This is a genomic window from Rouxiella sp. S1S-2, assembly GCF_009208105.1.
Classification (GTDB): Bacteria; Pseudomonadota; Gammaproteobacteria; order Enterobacterales; family Enterobacteriaceae; genus Rouxiella.
On the sequence record NZ_WFKL01000001.1, the window covers coordinates 1,887,949 to 1,905,199 of the forward strand.

The window sequence follows — 17,251 nt, forward strand, 5'->3', positions numbered from 1 at the left end:
AGTCGGCGAGATCGGGACAGAAAGTAAAGAGATCCTTGTTAAAACATTATGTTATCCAACGAGTTAAACCTCTGTTCTTCACGTTAAATAGCAATTCTCTGCAAAACCTTGCGCTGAGTGCAAAACCAATCGGGCTGTTTAATCACCGCCATCAGGTTAAATACTTCAAAATGAAGCTCAAGCCGTGCGGGTTGATTGCACCGATAATGGGCGTCCAGTTCGGCCAAAACAAGGTAAGGCCAACCATCAACAGGCAGAAGGTACGTTCAAGCTGATTGCCTTTTTGGCTGCTGATCAGCGGCAATCGAAAACGCCAGCGACATGGCCAAAGCAGCGGCACCCCGGCAGGCGTAAGCATATCGGCGATAATGTGGCTTAAATACCCAATCACCATGGCGTGCAGCGCATCTATAGGAATAACCCAGTCGTGCGGCAGTTTAGTTTTAAGCAAAAAAATGCCTGCCGCAACCGCCAGCAAACTGTGGGTGAATCCGCGATGGCCAAACATGCGGGCCATCGGTTGCGATATCCATTTTAGTCGCTGACCAAGCAGTGATTTAGGATGATCGATATCCGGTAGCAACGAGGTTAGAAGAGACGCAGGAATAATATGCCACCAGTCGCCGTGGGCGAGTTCGGGTGACAGCTGTGCCTTTTTGGCAAACACTGCGCAAGCAATAGAAAAAATGAGATGACCTTCCGCAGTCATAATGCATCCGAACTGAATAACTGTTATTTTATCCAGTATAGAGGAAAGCGGTTTTATGCGGAAGGTGTTACCCTGTAACTATTTGTCAATTTATTGAAAAATAGATTTAAAATAGTGTTTTTGTGACAGTGTCATGGCCGTTTTTGTCACTACCTGGCCAACCATCCGCCGTCTACTGCCAGAGTGTAGCCATTAACATAGTCCGAAGCACTCGACGCCAGAAACACCACCGGTCCCATAATGTCCTGCTGTTCGCCCCACCGCCCGGCGGGAATACGGTCAAGTATTTCCTGACTGCGGCTTTCATCCGCGCGCAGTTGTTCGGTGTTATTGGTCACCATGTAGCCCGGAGCAATGGCGTTAACGTTAATATTGTATTTTGCCCACTCATTGGCCAGCAGTCGGGTAATGCCCATCACGGCGCTTTTCGACGCAGTATAGGAAGGCACACGGATGCCGCCCTGAAAAGAGAGCATTGAGGCGATGTTAATGATTTTTCCGCCGCGGCCCTGCTTGATAAACTGCCGAGCCACGGCCTGCGCCATAAAGAACAGCGTTTTGCTGTTGACGTTCATCACGTCGTCCCAGTCTTGTTCGCTAAACGCCAACGCATCTTCTCGACGAATGATCCCGGCATTATTAACCAGAATATCAATGTGTTCGAACTCGCTGACGGCACTTTCGAGCAGGCGTGGGATAGATTCAATGCTGGTCAGGTCAGCGCGTAAATCAAGAAATCGCCGACCCAGTGCGTGTATCTTGTCGAGCGTTTGATGGGGTTCGGAGCGATTAACACCAATTATATCGCATCCCGCCTGCGCCAGGCCGACGGCCATGGCCTGTCCCAATCCGGTATTGCAGCCGGTGACCAACGCCACTTTCCCTTGTAAATCAAAACTGTTAAGCACCATGATTGACTCTCTTATTTACCGTTCAAACTGAATGTTCATTCAAACTGCCTGGCGCCGATGATGCAGCCGCGCCCGCAGTGAATGCAGATAAATTCAGTGGGTAAAAATTATCTCAGCTCGTTAATGGCCACGTGGTCCATATCATCAAATACCTGATTTTCACCGACCATGCCCCAAATGAAGGTGTAACGCTTGGTGCCAACCCCCGAGTGAATCGACCAGCTTGGTGAAATCACTGCCTGCTCGTTGTGCACCAACAGGTGACGGGTTTCTTGTGGCTGCCCCATCATGTGAAACACGGCGGTGTCTTCGTCCATATCAAAGTAGAAATAGACTTCCATGCGGCGCTCGTGCGTGTGGCACGGCATTGTATTCCACAGGCTGCCTGGCTCAAGTTTGGTGAGGCCCATGGTGAGTTGGCAGGTTTCTAGCACGTCAGGAACGATAAACTTATTGATGGTGCGCCGGTTACCGGTTGCCGCATCGCCCAGCGTGGTGGGTGAGGCTTCGGCCAGCGTGATTTTTTTGTCTGGGAATCGGCTGTGCGCCGGTGCGCTGTTGTAATAAAACTTGGCAGGAAGCAGGGCATCTACACTGCTGAACTCGACCTGTTTTGCCCCTTTGCCGACGTAAAGCGCTTCTTCATTGCCAATTTCGTAGGTTTTGCCATCAACCACAACCAGGCCTGGCCCACCAATGTTGATGATGCCCAGTTCGCGTCGCTCAAGAAAATAGCTGACGCCCAACTGTTTACCTACTTCATTGCCCACGGACACCACGCTATAAACCGGCATCACGCCGCCAACAATGATGCGGTCAATGTGGCTGTAAGTAAGGGTGTAAGTATCTTTTTCAAAGATTTTCTCAATCAGAAACTCGCGGCGAAGTCCTGCGGTATCGAGTTGTTTGGCGTGATCGCTATGAATACTTTGACGGACTTGCATGTCATTGCCTCTTCTTCGGGTACAAAATGAAAAGGGGAGTCAGAAGGAAAATTCCAATACCCCGCTAATCCTCAATGAAAGAAGCATAGGACCATTGGCATATGAATTCAATAAAAATGAAATGATGTTTTAATTTTTGAGTGTGACGTCATGCTTTATGTCATTAACGCAAAAAAAAGACGGACTTTACAGCCCGTCTTTCTCGTTTGTTTGGATGATGCGTGGGTTAACCCAGATGTTCGACGGTCAGCTCGGTTAACGATGAAAGTTTGACATCGGCCAGGGACCAGCGCGGGTCTCCGCTTAGCGCGTGGTCTGGCACCACGATTGAGCGCATACGGGCGGCCTTGGTGGCAATCATACCGTTAAAAGAGTCTTCCAGCGTGACGCAGTCTAGCGGGTCGACACCCAGGCTTTCAGCGGCAAGTAAATAGACTTCTGGATGAGGTTTGCTGTAGGCCAGATGCTCAGCTGATGTGCGGGTCTGGAAATAGCCCTCCAGACTAAACATCTCTAATACTTTATCGAGCATATGCAGAGGTGAAGCGGAAGCCAGACCAATTTTAAGTCCACGGGCCTGACAAAGCTGTAACGCTTGTATTACGCCGGGCAGCAGCGGTTTCTTTTCTTCAACCAGTTCAATCGTGCGGGCAATAATTCGTGCAGTCACTTCTGCCTCGTTGGGGCCTTTCCAGGGCAAGGCCTGTGCCCAGAGACGTACAGTCTGATCGATACGCAGACCTAATGTATGCGGGATCAGATGTTTTTTAGTGATATCGACCCCAATGCTTGAAAAAATTTCCAGCTCAGACTGCATCCACAACGGCTCGGAATCAATTAATAGGCCATCCATGTCAAAAATTGCGGCTTGAACGGGTTTTACATGACTCATTTTTACCACTCCCGATTACACTGAATTATCTAGATTGAAAAAGAGCATAACACAGTCGTTTGGGGCACTCAGTGCAGAAATAATGAGCCATTAAAAGATGTTAACTAAAATTTTGGGCGTGTTTCGTTAACTACGGGTAAACTGACGTTTCTAATGAGACGTCCTAACGAGGGGAATTCATGACGTATCAACAGGCAGGGCGCGTCGCCGTCTTAAAAAGGATCCTGGGGTGGGTGATTTTTATACCTGCGTTGCTTTCAACGGTGATCTCACTGCTTAATTTCTTTTATGAGCAAACCAAAGCCGAAAAAGGAATCAATGCAGTAATGATTGATTTTGTTCATGTTATGGTTGACATGGCCAAGTTTAACACCCCTTTTCTGAACGTTTTTTGGTACAACGCGCCGTTACCTGTCCTAGGACAGGGCATCACCAGCGCAAATATCATGTTCATTGTGATTTACTGGCTTATTTTCGTGGGCCTTGCCCTGCAGGCAAGCGGAGCACGTATGTCGCGACAGGTGCGACACATTCGTGAGGGTGTTCAAGATCAGCTAATCCTGGAACAAACAAAAGTTACAGACGCGAGAACGCAGCAGCAGTTGGAAGAGCGGATTATTATTCCCCGTCACACCATTTTTTTGCAAATTTTCCCGCTGTATATCTTGCCGCTTATTATCGCCATCGTTGCATACTTCGTATTGAAATTATTAGGCTTGTTGGGCTAATAAATAACGTAAAATATCGATGTTATAAGCCCGGTCATATTTTTGTGACTGGGCTTTATTCAGATAATTCCTAACACCACTGCCGTTTTAGTTGTCACGTAATAATCTTTCTACCGCCCGTTCTGCGACCACCATATGCTGACCGCCAAACAGATTGCTGCGGTTCAATAAATAGTAAAGTTGATAGACCGACTGCCGCTCAATATAGCCACTGGGCAACGGGGTAATACTTTGATATCCGTCAATCAGTTGCGAGGGAACATTAGGATAGAGCGGCAGCATGGCCAAATCACATTCTCGGTCTCCCCAATAGCAGGCGGGATCGAAAATTATTGGCCCTTCACTGGACAGTGCGCAGTTATGCGGCCAAAGATCGCCGTGCAACAGGGACGGTTGGGGCTGATGATTTTGCAGCCTGGCGCGTACGCGCTCAATGATCAGCTCGGTGTCGCCAAAGTTCATGCCTTTTTCGGCGGCCAATTGCAGCTGCCATCCGATACGCTGCTGCGAGAAAAAGGTCGCCCAGCGCCGCTGCCACGCATTGGGCTGCGGGACTGTCGCAAGTTCATTGTCAAAATCGAGGCCAAACTCAAGCTGTTCACTCCACTGATGTAGACTGGCCAGCTGCTGACCCAAAACAAAAGCATTTTCAACATCAAGCAAGGTGAGGGGGAGATATTCTAGCAGTAAAAAGCTGTAATCTCTGTCGCTACCGACGCCATAAACCTGAGGCACGCGCACCGTATGGCTCTTAGCGAGCAGAGCAAGCTGGTCAGCTTCTGCGGCAAACAGTGGGAGCATCTCTCGGGAATTACACTTCACAAAAACGTCTTTGTCACCATAGCTAACGCGCCATGCGGGATGAATCTCCCCGCCCGGCAGCTCTACGCGTTCACGAATTTCTGCACTGCCCAGATGTTCACTCAACAGACGATTAACGGCTTGCCACATGGTATCACCCCTTCTGACTGGCCAGATAATTCATTAAGTTAGCTTTTTTACGGCATGAAAACCCCGATCGCGCGCACAGGCTCTGCGCCTGACGGTGAAATTTAACACAGCGAGACCGAACGGCTCGTTAATTACAAATGAAGAAATAACATTAAAAAATGCTATATAACCAAAATCTGACATTAATACAGGAATTATCCGATCGACTAATTCCCCAGATCCTTGTTTCATCTACCATTATTAATAATAGACGAAAAATATATTCTAGTGTTTAAAAAATGTGTATATGCTTGCTTTCGTCCTGGTCGCGAGAGATCTCAAGTGAAACTAAAATTTGTTTATTTGACGACTGCGCTATTACTGGCGGGGTGCGCAAAAGAACCCCCCATGCAAACAAGTAAATTGCTACCGAATAAACCTTTCGTCGAAGACTCTTCCTCGTTGATGCATCAGGGTCCCTACGGAAGCGTTATTAAACAGGCCGCCAGCACCTATGGTGTTGATGAGACACTCGTAAAAGCCATTATTCAGGTTGAATCAGGATTTAATCCTGGTGCCGTGAGCAAGTCGAACGCCGTGGGATTAATGCAGTTGAAAGCCTCCACCGCCGGACGAGACGCCTACCGACTTAAAGGACGCTATGGGCAACCGAGCACCCATGAACTAAAAGATCCGCGAGTAAATATTGATTTGGGTACCGCTTACCTAAGCATGTTGCAGCAGCAGCTGGCCGGGATAAATAATCCTCAAACCCTGCGCTATGCCACTACGGTTGCTTATGTAAACGGAGCTGGAGCACTGTTGAGAACCTTTTCGAAAGACCGGGTTTATGCCGTGGCGAAAATCAATCAACTGACGCCAGAGCAGTTCTACAAACACATTCAGCAGAATCATCCCGCCCCTCAGGCGCCGCGCTATCTGTGGAAAGTGAACACGGCCTATCTGGCCATGCGCTAACCTGTACGTACCGTCTTTTACGATACAATCCTCCCTTTAATGGCACGGCTGGTAACGGGAGGATTTTTAATATCCAGGCGCTCATCGATACGTTTTCCGCACGTTATGCAACCCACAACTCGCAATTACACGAAAAAAATCAAGATTTAGCGCATCGGGCTGCTGGAAAAGTGCGCTTTACGGGTGTTACACTCTAGCCAGTTTTTTGCGTCACATCCTCGGCTCTGCCGTTTTTGGGCTTAGGCGTGTATATATTTGGCAAGGTAAAGCTAAATAGCGCAATTAACCAACTGAATTCAAATACATATATTTTTCTATATGTGCTCTGTCGTGTGGGGCACCACTGTAGATGAGGAAAGAACATGCCTGTTATTACTCTCCCTGATGGAAGTCAGCGTCAGTTTGATCATCCCGTTTCCCCTTATGATGTTGCCCTGGATATCGGTCCAGGTCTGGCAAAAGCCTGTATCGCCGGTCGTGTGAACGGTGAGCTGGTGGATGCTGGCGACCTTATCGAGAACGATGCTCAATTAGCCATTATTACCGCGAAGGACGAGGCTGGTTTAGAAATTCTCCGCCACTCCTGTGCGCACCTGTTGGGTCATGCTATCAAGCAACTGTGGCCTAACACTAAAATGGCCATTGGTCCTACTATCGACAACGGTTTTTATTACGATGTTGACCTGGACCGCACGCTGACTCAGGAAGATATCGATCTGCTTGAAAAGCGCATGCACGAGCTGGCTGAAAAGAATTACGACGTTATTAAAAAGAAAGTCAGCTGGCAGGAAGCGCGCGACACCTTCGAGAGTCGCGGTGAGCAGTACAAGATTGCCATTCTTGATGAAAACATCAGTCATGACGACCGTCCTGGCCTGTATCATCACGAAGAATATGTTGATATGTGCCGCGGTCCGCACGTACCCAATATGCGTTTTTGCCATCACTTTAAGCTGCAGAAAACCTCTGGCGCTTACTGGCGTGGTGACAGCGACAATAAAATGTTGCAGCGCATCTACGGCACGGCCTGGGCGGATAAAAAGCAGTTAAATTCTTACCTGCAACGTCTGGAAGAAGCGGGCAAGCGCGATCACCGTAAAATTGGTAAGCAGCTTGACCTCTACCACATGCAGGAAGAAGCGCCGGGTATGGTGTTCTGGCACAACGACGGCTGGACTATCTTCCGTGAGCTGGAAGCCTTCGTGCGCATGAAGCTGAAGTCTTATCAGTATCAGGAAGTCAAAGGTCCGTTTATGATGGACCGCGTGCTGTGGGAAAAAACCGGCCACTGGGACAACTACAAAGATGCGATGTTCACCACCTCTTCCGAGAACCGTGAATACTGCATCAAGCCGATGAACTGTCCGGGTCACGTGCAGATTTTCAATCAAGGATTGAAGTCTTACCGCGATTTGCCGCTGCGTATGGCTGAATTTGGCAGTTGTCACCGTAATGAACCTTCGGGTGCGTTACACGGACTGATGCGCGTGCGCGGATTCACTCAGGACGATGCCCATATCTTCTGTACAGAAGAGCAGGTTCGTGATGAAGTGAACAGCTGCATCAAAATGGTCTACGATATGTACGGTACTTTTGGCTTTGAAAAGATTGTGGTCAAGCTGTCGACCCGTCCTCTCAAGCGCATCGGTACTGATGAAATGTGGGACCGTGCAGAAAAAGACCTGGCCGCTGCGTTAGTCGAAAATAACATCGCTTTCGAATATCAGCCGGGCGAAGGTGCCTTCTACGGACCAAAAATTGAATTTACCTTGCATGATTGTTTGGATCGTGCGTGGCAGTGTGGTACCGTGCAGCTCGACTTTTCATTACCGGAGCGTTTAGACGCGACTTACATCGGCGAAAGCAACGATCGTAAAACCCCGGTTATGATTCACCGAGCAATTTTGGGTTCAATGGAACGCTTCATTGGTATTCTGACTGAAGAATACGCGGGCTTCTTCCCGACCTGGATTGCACCGGTACAGGTAGTGGTAATGAATATTACTGATACACAGGCTGCCTACGTCGAAGAATTAACCAAGAAACTGCAAGATGCAGGTATTCGCGTTAAAGCCGACTTGAGAAATGAGAAGATTGGCTTTAAAATCCGCGAACACACGCTGCGTCGTGTTCCCTACATGTTAGTTTGTGGCGATAAAGAGGTCGAAGCAGGCAAAGTTGCCGTTCGTACTCGCCGTGGCAAAGACTTGGGAAGCATGGACGTCAGCGAAGTCGTTGACAAACTGCTGGCGGAAATCCGCAGCAGAAGTCTTCATCAACTGGAGGAATAAAGTATTAAAGGCGGAAAACGAGTTCAACCGGCGCGTCCTAATCGCATTAACAGAGAAATTCGCGCCCTAGAAGTTCGCCTAACAGGCGTCGAAGGCGAACAACTTGGTATTGTGAGTCTAAATGAAGCTCTTGAAAAAGCTGAGGAAGCTGGTGTTGATTTAGTAGAAATCAGTCCGAATGCCGAGCCGCCGGTTTGCCGAATCATGGATTACGGCAAGTTCCTCTACGAGAAGAGCAAATCGACTAAAGAACAGAAAAAGAAACAAAAAGTTATTCAGGTTAAGGAAATTAAATTCCGACCTGGTACAGATGATGGCGACTATCAGGTCAAACTACGCAACCTGATTCGCTTTCTGGAAGATGGCGATAAAGCCAAAATCACGCTGCGTTTCCGCGGACGTGAAATGGCGCACCAGCAGATCGGTATGGAAGTGCTTAACCGCGTCCGTAAAGACCTGTGTGAAGATATTGATCTGGCAGTGGTCGAATCCTTCCCTACGAAGATCGAAGGCCGTCAGATGATTATGGTGCTCGCACCCAAGAAGAAACAATAAGGCTCTACAAGTAGCCTGAACCACAGCGTGCTTGCACGCTGTGGTTCAAGTTCGCCTTACTGATTCATGTTATTAACAATGCGAAGTGGAATTATTAATAATGCCAAAGATCAAAACAGTACGCGGCGCCGCTAAACGCTTCAAAAAGACTGCCAATGGCGGTTTTAAGCGTAAGCACGCTAACCTGCGTCATATTCTGACCAAAAAATCGACTAAGCGTAAACGTCACCTGCGTCCAAAAGGCATGGTATCCAAGAACGATTTGGGTCTCGTTGCTGCATGTTTGCCGTACGCTTAAAAATATATCTGTTTTAAGATATATCACTTTTTTTTAATCAAGAATAAAACTCAGGAGAGCATATGGCTCGCGTAAAACGTGGTGTGATTGCACGTGCACGTCACAAGAAAATTTTAAAGCAGGCGAAAGGTTACTACGGTGCCCGTTCGCGCGTATATCGTGTTGCATTCCAGGCTGTTATCAAAGCTGGTCAATACGCTTACCGTGACCGTCGTCAAAAGAAACGTCAGTTCCGTCAGCTGTGGATCGCGCGTATCAACGCAGCAGCTCGTCAGAACGACATGTCTTACAGCAAATTCATTAACGGCTTGAAAAAAGCTTCTATTGAAATTGACCGTAAGATCTTGGCTGACATCGCAGTATTCGACAAAGTGGCATTCTCTGCACTGGTCGAGAAAGCGAAAGCAGCTCTGGCGTAAGTCAGGTGAAAGAGGGAGCTTGCTCCCTCTTTTATATTGTGTTGATAAAACCGTAAATACTTAAGGTAACGCAAGCATGAATGCTGCTATTTTCCGCTTCTTTTTTTACTTTAGCGCCTGATTCAGGAAGGCTTTCGCGCGTAAGAGAAGAAACGGAAACTAGCGCTAAAGCCTCCCCTGTGGAGGCTTTTTTTTTGCTATTACCGGTCTTAATTAATTTACTCATACTTTTATTTCACATCGGGTCATATCGACCAGAAGAAGAGGAAAGCAATGTCACATCTCGCAGAACTGGTTGCCAATGCCAAGGCAGCCGTAGAGAGTGCCCAGGACGTCGTCGCGCTAGATTTAGTGCGCGTCGAATATTTAGGCAAGAAAGGGCATTTGACCCTACAGATGACTTCACTGCGTGAAGTGCCAGCCGAAGAACGTCCGGCGGCCGGTGCGGTGATTAACCAGGCCAAGCAGGAAGTTCAGGACGCACTTAACGCGCGTAAAAATGACCTGGAATCTGCTGCACTGAACGCACGTCTGGCACAGGAGACTATCGACGTTTCCCTGCCGGGTCGTCGTATCGAGAACGGCGGCCTGCACCCGGTGACCCGCACTATCGATCGTATCGAAACCTTCTTCGGCGAGCTTGGCTTTTCGGTTGAGACCGGCCCTGAAATCGAAGATGACTACCACAACTTTGATGCCCTGAATATTCCAGGCCACCATCCGGCGCGTGCCGATCACGACACCTTCTGGTTTGATGCCACCCGTTTGCTGCGCACCCAGACTTCTGGCGTGCAGATCCGCACCATGAAAAATCAGCAGCCGCCAATCCGCATCATTGCGCCGGGCCGTGTTTATCGTAACGATTACGACCAGACTCACACGCCGATGTTCCATCAGATGGAAGGCCTGATTGTTGATAAAGACATCAGCTTCAGCAATCTGAAGGGCACGCTGCACGATTTCCTGAACAACTTCTTTGAAGCCGATTTGCAGATTCGTTTCCGTCCTTCCTATTTCCCCTTCACCGAGCCTTCTGCCGAAGTGGACGTGATGGGTAAAAATGGCAAATGGCTTGAAGTGCTGGGCTGCGGCATGGTTCACCCGAACGTGTTGCGCAACGTGGGCATCGATCCGGAAATTTACTCCGGTTTCGCCTTCGGTATGGGCATGGAACGTCTGACCATGCTGCGCTACGGCGTGACGGATCTGCGTGCATTCTTCGAAAACGATCTGCGTTTCCTCAAACAGTTTAAGTAAGGCGGGAATATCACATGAAATTCAGTGAACTCTGGTTGCGTGAGTGGGTAAACCCAGCCATCAGCAGCGAAGAATTATCAGAACAAATTACCATGGCCGGTTTAGAAGTTGACGGCGTTGATGCCGTTGCCGGTGCTTTTCACGGCGTAGTAGTGGGTGAAGTGGTTGAGTGCGGCCAACATCCAAATGCTGACAAACTGCGCGTGACTAAAATCAACGTTGGCGGCGATCGCCTGCTTGATATCGTTTGCGGTGCGCCAAACTGCCGTCAGGGGCTTAAAGTGGCCGTGGCTACCGTAGGCGCCGTGTTGCCGGGCGATTTCAAAATCAAGGCAGCAAAACTTCGCGGCGAACCTTCTGAAGGCATGCTGTGCTCGTTTTCTGAATTGGGTATCAACGTTGAGAGTGAAGGTATTATTGAGCTGCCGCTGGACGCGCCCATTGGCACCGACATTCGCGAGTTCCTTAAGCTTGACGACAACACCATTGAAATCAGCGTGACGCCTAACCGTGCCGACTGCCTGGGTATCATGGGTATTGCCCGCGATGTCGCGGTGGTCAGTCAGTTACCGCTGAACGAGCCGGACATGTCACCGGTTGCTGCAACCATCGACGACACGCTGCCTATCGACGTTCAGGCGACCGAAGCCTGTCCGCGCTATTTGGGCCGCGTTGTTAAAGGCATTAACGTTGCCGCGGCGACCCCGCTGTGGATGAGTGAAAAACTGCGTCGTTGCGGTATTCGTTCAATCGACCCAGTGGTTGATATCACCAACTATGTGCTGCTTGAGCTGGGTCAGCCAATGCACGCCTTCGATTTGAATCGCATTGAGGGTGGCATCGTTGTTCGTCTCGCGCAGAAAGACGAACCGCTGACGCTGCTGGACGGTACTACGGTTAAATTAAACGATGACGTTCTGGTGATCGCTGACCACAAGAAAGCGCTGGCCATGGGCGGCATTTTTGGCGGTGAACATTCCGGCGTCAATGAGCAGACTCAAGACGTGCTGCTTGAGTGCGCATTCTTCAATCCGCTGTCGATTACTGGCCGTGCACGTCGTCAGGGCCTGCACACTGACGCATCGCATCGTTATGAACGCGGCGTAGACTCGCAGCTACAGCATAAAGCTATTGAGCGTGCTACCGCGCTGTTGCTTGAAATTTGCGGCGGACAGGCGGGTCCGATTATTGATGCGACTACCGAGTCTGCACTGCCTAAAGCGGCGAAGATTACTCTGCGCCGTGAAAAGCTCGATCGTCTGATCGGTCATCACGTTGAAGATGCTCAGGTTACCGATATTCTTCAGCGTCTGGGCTTTAAGGTAGAGGTTCTGGCCGGAAGCTGGGTTGCTCTTGCGCCAAGCTGGCGCTTCGATATGCAAATCGAAGAGGACCTGGTTGAAGAAGTTGCCCGTATTTATGGCTACAACAATATTCCTGACGTGCCGGTAAAAGCGAATCTGGAAATGACCAAACACCGTGAGGCGGATCTTTCGCTAAAGCGTGTGAAAAACCTGCTGGTCGATCGCGGTTTCCAGGAAGCGATCACCTACAGCTTTGTCGATCCTAAGGTTCAGCAGTGGCTTCACCCGGGTGAAGAGGTGCTGTTGTTACCAAGCCCAATCTCGATTGAAATGTCTGCAATGCGCCTGTCTCTTTGGACCGGTCTGCTCTCTGCGGTGGTTAATAACCAGAATCGTCAGCAAAATCGCGTACGTTTATTCGAAAGCGGCCTGCGTTTTGTTCCTGATTCCGCAGCTTATTTAGGTATCCGTCAGGATGTCATGCTGTCAGGCGTCATTTCTGGCAACAAAAATGAAGAGCATTGGGACCTGGCGCGCCAGTCGGTTGACTACTACGATTTGAAGGGCGATCTTGAAGCGATTCTTGAACTTACCGGCAAATTAGACCAGATTCAGTTCAAGCCAGAAGTTAACCCTGCACTGCATCCGGGGCAGAGTGCGGCAATTTATTTACACGGCGAACGTATTGGTTTCATTGGAGTAGTGCATCCTGAGCTGGAACGTAAGCTCGACCTGAACGGCCGTACTGTGGTGTTTGAAATGCTGTGGAATAAGCTCGCAGACCGCGTCCTGCCTGATGCGCGCGAGATTTCTCGCTTCCCTGCGAACCGTCGCGACATCGCTGTTGTAGTGCCCGAAAACGTCGCCGCAGACGATATTTTGGTAGAGTGTAAGAAAGTTGGCGCAAATCAGGTAGTTGGCGTAAACTTATTTGACGTGTACCGTGGCAAGGGCGTGGCGGACGGTTATAAAAGTCTGGCTATCAGCCTGGTATTGCAGGATACCGCTCGTACACTGGAAGAAGAGGAGATCGCCGCTACTGTTGCAAGATGTGTAGAGGCTCTAAAACAGCGATTCCAAGCATCCTTGAGGGATTGAACCTATGGCGCTTACTAAAGCTGAAATGTCAGAACACCTGTTTGAAAAGCTCGGGCTGAGCAAACGGGATGCCAAAGACCTGGTTGAGCTGTTCTTTGAAGAGGTACGTCGTGCTTTAGAGAACGGTGAACAAGTTAAATTGTCTGGCTTTGGCAATTTCGATCTGCGTGACAAAAACCAACGTCCGGGGCGTAACCCGAAAACTGGCGAGGACATTCCAATTACGGCGCGCCGTGTGGTGACCTTCCGTCCAGGACAGAAGTTAAAAAGTCGGGTGGAAAACGCCACCCCGAAAGAATAAGCAACACTGATAAAAAGGCCGCGAAAGCGGCCTTTTTTTTTGCAAAAAAGTGCAAGCGACAACAAATCAACCACGCTGGTATTGTGGCGCATTAACGAGAGCCGTGGTTTGATAGTCATCAACGTTGCGCATCTTGCTTTATGTATTAGGTTAAAAGCATTAATTTAAATATGTCCAAACTGTGTCGTTTGAAAGGGAATCGGCAGAAGTGAAAAGATAGTGTTAATTCATTGGGTTCTTCAAGAATAGTCTGATAGATTAATTTCCGTAGCTACTGAAGTTAATACTTGGTGAATGTTTTATCTATAAATATCAATATCAGGGATTACTTTATAAAAAAAAGGGACCGAAGTCCCTTAGTGCAATACGGCTTTTTAATTTAAGAAAAATAATTCATAAACTAATTATCAGGCCAGCTAAATAAATCGAGGTGAATTCATTCAATGATAAGTATGGATAACACCACGATTAGGCTGACTGAATTTTTAACGACCCGGACCGCCGCCGTGCCAACCGCCGCCGCCGCCACCACCATGACCGCCACCCGGGCCCCAGAACGGCGGAAAGATACAGCCACTTAGGCTGCAGGCGACCAGAGCTACAGTAACAAATGCCAATATACGACGCATAATAATTATTCCTTTGTTTGATTAAACAGTTCGATTATAGATAAAACAATAAATAACTGTTGTCAGACTAACGTTAAGAGATGTTAGCGCAGTTATGAAAGCTGAATAATATTTACGCAAGACTCTGCTGATTTATTTCTGCGGGGTAATATATGTTGTCTTATTGTAAGGTCGTTGCAAGTAATCTGAAAATCTCTTTTATTCTCATGGTAAGCTATAATTCCCCTTGATATAAAAAACACGTAGAACAATAAAATTAAGGTGAATATTTTGAAAAAATCTCATTTGATGCTGTGCATAGCTCTGGCCCTTCCTGCCGTTGGTCTAATGAATGCTGCGCAGGCGAATGTCTCTGTCGACGTGAATGTTCCAGGTGCATCAATTCACATCGGTGATAAAAATAACCGCGGTGATTACTGGGATGGATACGACTGGCGGACTCCTCAGTGGTGGCGCGAGCACCAAAACAAACGCATGGGCGAGCGCAATAATCGCGGCATGTACTGGCACGGCAATCGTTGGGAGTCTGCTCCACCGCCTAAACACAACGGCGGTAAGCCAGTTCGTCCGCAGCCGGAACACCATGAACAGCGCGGCGAACCCAATCATGGACAGCAGGGCCATGGTCCTCAGGGTAACGGTGTGCAGGGCAATCAGGGGCACGGACAGCCAGTGCCTCCTAACGGTCAGCATAACTAATCGTTTAACTTATACCGCGTTTATCCCCATACAAGCTGCCGCATTCCGATGCGGTGGCTTTTTTTTCATATTTTTCAAAGCTCCCCTGCATTAAACCTTCAAATATGGCGTTAACCTGAGAGAAGCTGATCCCAGAATATTCTCGCTAGCGTACGCAATTTCAACAGTTCTGGTTCGCTATTCTCAATGATTGACGCGCTTGTCTTAACGACTCTGCTGTTGATGCAAATTATAGTCTCCCTATAAATAGCTGAATTTAAAGTTTTATTAGGGAAAGTTGATGATGAAGGGAAACATTAAATTATTGGCGTTATTGATTGGCGCAACGTTGAGCGGCTCGGCATTGGCGTCGACTCCAGGCATTGCAAATATCACTAACCAAAACGAACTGACCGGTTACCAGCTCGTGGAGTCTGCCAACTGGGAGGTCGCGTATGAAAAAAGAGTCAAGCGCCACGAAAAAGTACAGATCACGGTAACGTGGGATATTGCAAAGGATAGCTCTGCCAGCAAGGCTCGCCTGCTGGTCGACGGGACTGAAAAGTGGCAGGGTGCTGGCAGTCAAAAATTCGCGACATTCGAAATGTCCAAAGGCGGAAACTACGCGGTGGTTGTTGAACTCTGCAATGCTGAGGGCTGCACCACGAGTCAGCCTGCAAGTCTGACTATTGCTGATACTGACGGGAGCCATTTGGCCCCTCTGTTTAATGATTTACTTGAGAATAACAAACCCTATACCCAGACCCCCGGCACTGTGGTAGGTACCTATTTCCCAGAATGGGGCGTATATGGTCGTCAATTCACTGTTGATAAAATCCCGGCCCACAATCTCACCCATATTTTATACGGTTTTATCCCTGTTTGTGGCGGCGAGGGGATCAACGACAGCCTGAAAGAGGGTAACCCTGAGAGCTATAAGGCGCTAATGAACGCGTGTGAAGGCCGACAGGACTTTAAAGTCGCTATTCATGATCCTTACGCGGCGTTGGACATGGGGGCGATTGAAGGTCAAGCCTATGCGGGTAGCTACGGTAAATTGATGGCGCTAAAAAAAGCCTATCCACATTTGAAAATTCTTCCTTCAATAGGCGGTTGGACGCTTTCTGACCCGTTCTATCAGTTTGATAATGCGGAAAAACGAAAAGTTTTTGTGGCATCCGTTAAAGAGTTTCTTGAAAGCTGGAAGTTCTTTGATGGCGTAGATATCGATTGGGAATATCCGGGCGGCGGCGGGGCAAATCCGGATCTTGGGGAAGGGCACGACAGGCAGACGTATACCACATTAATGAAAGAGTTACGCGAAATGCTCGATGAGCTATCGAAAAAGTATGGCAAGAAGTTTGAGTTATCCTCTGCTATTGCGGGCACTGTCTCGAAGATTGACCCCGTTGACTATGGAACTGCCCAGCAGTATATGGATCATATATTTGTGATGAGCTACGACTATTCGGGCAGCTATGATCTTAATCGTCTCAATCACCATACGAATCTCGGTAGCGAAAATGACATTGGGGTGGTGACAGAACACAGTGCTACCCACGCCGTAGAGGCACTGCTGGCTCAGCGCGTCGCGCCGGAAAAAATTGTTGTAGGCATTGCCAAATATGGGAAAGCCTGGAGCGGCGTGCATGATTATCAGTCAGGGAAACCCTTTACCGGTAAAGCAAAAGGACCGATGGTGAATGGGGTTGCTGACCCCGGAAACGCCACCTATAAAGAGATTGCCGAGAAATTTTCAAAGGGTGATTTTAAGCAGTTCTATGATGAAAAAGCGCAATCCCCTTATATTTTTAACGAAAAAACTGGCGATCTTATCAGCTATGACAACGCGCGTTCGACGTTGGCCAAAGGTAATTATGTCAGGCAGCAACATCTTGGCGGCCTCTTCTCATGGGAGGTCAGCATGGATAATGGCGATTTGCTCAACGCAATGAATGAAGGATTAGGGAATCGACCTTTTACTCCAAAAGAGTATGAGAGTGGGCATGCCTATCACAAAGACGATATTGTTAAATCGCAAGGAAAATACTACCAGTGCAAGGTTACAGGTTGGTGTGGCCAGGTAGGTACTGACAGTTATTATGCGCCGGGAGCCGGCCTTTACTGGCAGCAGGCGTGGGAACGAGTATAGGTAGCAGGATAACGTTCATCTCCCTGAAACGTTAATATCTCCGGGTTCTGTTCACCACAGAACCCGATTTTTTTTAGTCGTCTCAATGCCTGTGAAACACATCGTTTAATCGCAGCTTATAAGCCTATAGAGTTAACTGCTTAATCTGGGTAGGATAATCATTCTGGTGATCGGGAT

At 48.5% G+C, this 17,251-nt stretch carries 18 protein-coding genes and 1 other annotated feature; of the genes, 12 read left to right on the forward strand and 6 right to left on the reverse strand.

Going from position 1 to position 17,251, the window contains the following annotated elements; all coding sequences use genetic code 11:
• Positions 1-151 precede the first annotated feature (151 nt).
• The 4 genes from GA565_RS08865 to hxpB all read right to left on the reverse strand — a co-directional run bounded on the left by GA565_RS08865 (position 152) and on the right by hxpB (position 3,456).
• Positions 152-709: a metal-dependent hydrolase gene (locus tag GA565_RS08865; protein WP_152198163.1), complete on the reverse strand. Its 558-nt coding sequence runs from the start codon at positions 707-709 to the stop codon at positions 152-154.
• Positions 710-858: 149 nt separating this feature from the next.
• Positions 859-1,620 carry a 2-dehydro-3-deoxy-D-gluconate 5-dehydrogenase KduD gene (kduD, locus tag GA565_RS08870; protein ID WP_152198164.1) on the reverse strand — a complete coding sequence of 254 codons (762 nt, stop codon included), beginning with the start codon at positions 1,618-1,620 and terminating at the stop codon, positions 859-861.
• Between the two features lie 107 nt (positions 1,621-1,727).
• The gene (kduI, locus tag GA565_RS08875) at positions 1,728-2,564 is read right to left on the reverse strand and encodes a 5-dehydro-4-deoxy-D-glucuronate isomerase (protein WP_152198165.1); all 837 of its coding nucleotides are present in this window, start codon (positions 2,562-2,564) and stop codon (positions 1,728-1,730) included.
• Positions 2,565-2,790: 226 nt separating this feature from the next.
• Positions 2,791-3,456 (reverse strand): hexitol phosphatase HxpB, encoded by a 666-nt coding sequence (hxpB, locus tag GA565_RS08880; RefSeq protein WP_152198166.1) that lies wholly within the window; start codon positions 3,454-3,456, stop codon positions 2,791-2,793.
• 179 nt (positions 3,457-3,635) lie between these two features.
• Between hxpB and GA565_RS08885 the strand changes: the two genes are divergently transcribed.
• Positions 3,636-4,184, forward strand: coding sequence for a YniB family protein (locus GA565_RS08885; protein ID WP_152198167.1), 549 nt, complete (start codon positions 3,636-3,638; stop codon positions 4,182-4,184).
• Between the two features lie 87 nt (positions 4,185-4,271).
• Here GA565_RS08885 and GA565_RS08890 read toward each other — a convergent pair whose 3' ends face one another.
• Entirely contained in the window at positions 4,272-5,135 is an 864-nt protein-coding gene (locus GA565_RS08890; protein ID WP_152198168.1) for a fructosamine kinase family protein, read from the reverse strand.
• A gap of 321 nt (positions 5,136-5,456) precedes the next feature.
• On the opposite strand from GA565_RS08890, the gene GA565_RS08895 reads away from it, so the two are divergent.
• The 9 genes from GA565_RS08895 (at position 5,457) to ihfA (ending at position 13,615) form a co-directional block, all read left to right on the forward strand.
• A complete protein-coding gene (locus GA565_RS08895; protein WP_139804144.1) occupies positions 5,457-6,092 on the forward strand; it encodes a transglycosylase SLT domain-containing protein in 636 nt (211 codons plus the stop codon).
• Between the two features lie 362 nt (positions 6,093-6,454).
• The gene (gene thrS, locus GA565_RS08900) at positions 6,455-8,383 is read left to right on the forward strand and encodes a threonine--tRNA ligase (RefSeq protein WP_055770079.1); all 1,929 of its coding nucleotides are present in this window, start codon (positions 6,455-6,457) and stop codon (positions 8,381-8,383) included.
• 3 nt (positions 8,384-8,386) lie between these two features.
• The gene (gene infC / locus GA565_RS08905; RefSeq protein WP_072156369.1) at positions 8,387-8,938 is read left to right on the forward strand and encodes a translation initiation factor IF-3; all 552 of its coding nucleotides are present in this window, start codon (positions 8,387-8,389) and stop codon (positions 8,936-8,938) included.
• A gap of 100 nt (positions 8,939-9,038) precedes the next feature.
• Positions 9,039-9,236 carry a 50S ribosomal protein L35 gene (gene rpmI / locus GA565_RS08910; RefSeq protein WP_055770082.1) on the forward strand — a complete coding sequence of 66 codons (198 nt, stop codon included), beginning with the start codon at positions 9,039-9,041 and terminating at the stop codon, positions 9,234-9,236.
• Positions 9,237-9,298: 62 nt separating this feature from the next.
• Positions 9,299-9,655 carry a 50S ribosomal protein L20 gene (gene rplT / locus GA565_RS08915; protein ID WP_013576134.1) on the forward strand — a complete coding sequence of 119 codons (357 nt, stop codon included), beginning with the start codon at positions 9,299-9,301 and terminating at the stop codon, positions 9,653-9,655.
• Between the two features lie 71 nt (positions 9,656-9,726).
• Positions 9,727-9,851 (forward strand) — a sequence feature (Phe leader region).
• Positions 9,732-9,776, forward strand: coding sequence for a pheST operon leader peptide PheM (pheM, locus tag GA565_RS08920; RefSeq protein ID WP_106120997.1), 45 nt, complete (start codon positions 9,732-9,734; stop codon positions 9,774-9,776). Its footprint overlaps the feature before it by 45 nt.
• Before the next feature lie 77 nt (positions 9,852-9,928).
• Entirely contained in the window at positions 9,929-10,912 is a 984-nt protein-coding gene (pheS, locus tag GA565_RS08925) for a phenylalanine--tRNA ligase subunit alpha (protein ID WP_055770087.1), read from the forward strand.
• Positions 10,913-10,926: 14 nt separating this feature from the next.
• A complete protein-coding gene (pheT, locus tag GA565_RS08930) occupies positions 10,927-13,314 on the forward strand; it encodes a phenylalanine--tRNA ligase subunit beta (protein WP_152198169.1) in 2,388 nt (795 codons plus the stop codon).
• 4 nt (positions 13,315-13,318) lie between these two features.
• Positions 13,319-13,615: an integration host factor subunit alpha gene (ihfA, locus tag GA565_RS08935; RefSeq protein WP_004717732.1), complete on the forward strand. Its 297-nt coding sequence runs from the start codon at positions 13,319-13,321 to the stop codon at positions 13,613-13,615.
• A 485-nt stretch (positions 13,616-14,100) separates the two neighbouring features.
• Here ihfA and GA565_RS24610 read toward each other — a convergent pair whose 3' ends face one another.
• A complete protein-coding gene (locus GA565_RS24610) occupies positions 14,101-14,244 on the reverse strand; it encodes a hypothetical protein (RefSeq protein WP_193311887.1) in 144 nt (47 codons plus the stop codon).
• 270 nt (positions 14,245-14,514) lie between these two features.
• Here GA565_RS24610 and GA565_RS08940 point away from each other — a divergent pair, with 270 nt between their 5' ends.
• Positions 14,515-14,943, forward strand: a complete 429-nt coding sequence (locus GA565_RS08940; RefSeq protein ID WP_152198170.1) for a DUF2502 domain-containing protein — start codon at positions 14,515-14,517, stop codon at positions 14,941-14,943.
• A 280-nt stretch (positions 14,944-15,223) separates the two neighbouring features.
• A complete protein-coding gene (locus GA565_RS08945) occupies positions 15,224-17,074 on the forward strand; it encodes a glycosyl hydrolase family 18 protein (RefSeq protein ID WP_152198171.1) in 1,851 nt (616 codons plus the stop codon).
• Positions 17,075-17,251: the final 177 nt, after the last annotated feature.

What these genes read in the sequence shown, in the direction of transcription:
- GA565_RS08890 (WP_152198168.1), bottom strand. Translation starts at nt 5,135, where the DNA reads ATGTGGCAAGCCGTTAATCGTCTGTTGAGTGAACATCTGGGCAGTGCA.
- pheS (WP_055770087.1), top strand. Translation starts at nt 9,929, where the DNA reads ATGTCACATCTCGCAGAACTGGTTGCCAATGCCAAGGCAGCCGTAGAG.
- GA565_RS08865 (WP_152198163.1), bottom strand. Translation starts at nt 709, where the DNA reads ATGACTGCGGAAGGTCATCTCATTTTTTCTATTGCTTGCGCAGTGTTT.
- ihfA (WP_004717732.1), top strand. Translation starts at nt 13,319, where the DNA reads ATGGCGCTTACTAAAGCTGAAATGTCAGAACACCTGTTTGAAAAGCTC.
- hxpB (WP_152198166.1), bottom strand. Translation starts at nt 3,456, where the DNA reads ATGAGTCATGTAAAACCCGTTCAAGCCGCAATTTTTGACATGGATGGC.
- rpmI (WP_055770082.1), top strand. Translation starts at nt 9,039, where the DNA reads ATGCCAAAGATCAAAACAGTACGCGGCGCCGCTAAACGCTTCAAAAAG.
- GA565_RS08885 (WP_152198167.1), top strand. Translation starts at nt 3,636, where the DNA reads ATGACGTATCAACAGGCAGGGCGCGTCGCCGTCTTAAAAAGGATCCTG.
- GA565_RS08945 (WP_152198171.1), top strand. Translation starts at nt 15,224, where the DNA reads ATGATGAAGGGAAACATTAAATTATTGGCGTTATTGATTGGCGCAACG.
- thrS (WP_055770079.1), top strand. Translation starts at nt 6,455, where the DNA reads ATGCCTGTTATTACTCTCCCTGATGGAAGTCAGCGTCAGTTTGATCAT.
- pheT (WP_152198169.1), top strand. Translation starts at nt 10,927, where the DNA reads ATGAAATTCAGTGAACTCTGGTTGCGTGAGTGGGTAAACCCAGCCATC.
- kduI (WP_152198165.1), bottom strand. Translation starts at nt 2,564, where the DNA reads ATGCAAGTCCGTCAAAGTATTCATAGCGATCACGCCAAACAACTCGAT.
- GA565_RS24610 (WP_193311887.1), bottom strand. Translation starts at nt 14,244, where the DNA reads ATGCGTCGTATATTGGCATTTGTTACTGTAGCTCTGGTCGCCTGCAGC.
- kduD (WP_152198164.1), bottom strand. Translation starts at nt 1,620, where the DNA reads ATGGTGCTTAACAGTTTTGATTTACAAGGGAAAGTGGCGTTGGTCACC.
- rplT (WP_013576134.1), top strand. Translation starts at nt 9,299, where the DNA reads ATGGCTCGCGTAAAACGTGGTGTGATTGCACGTGCACGTCACAAGAAA.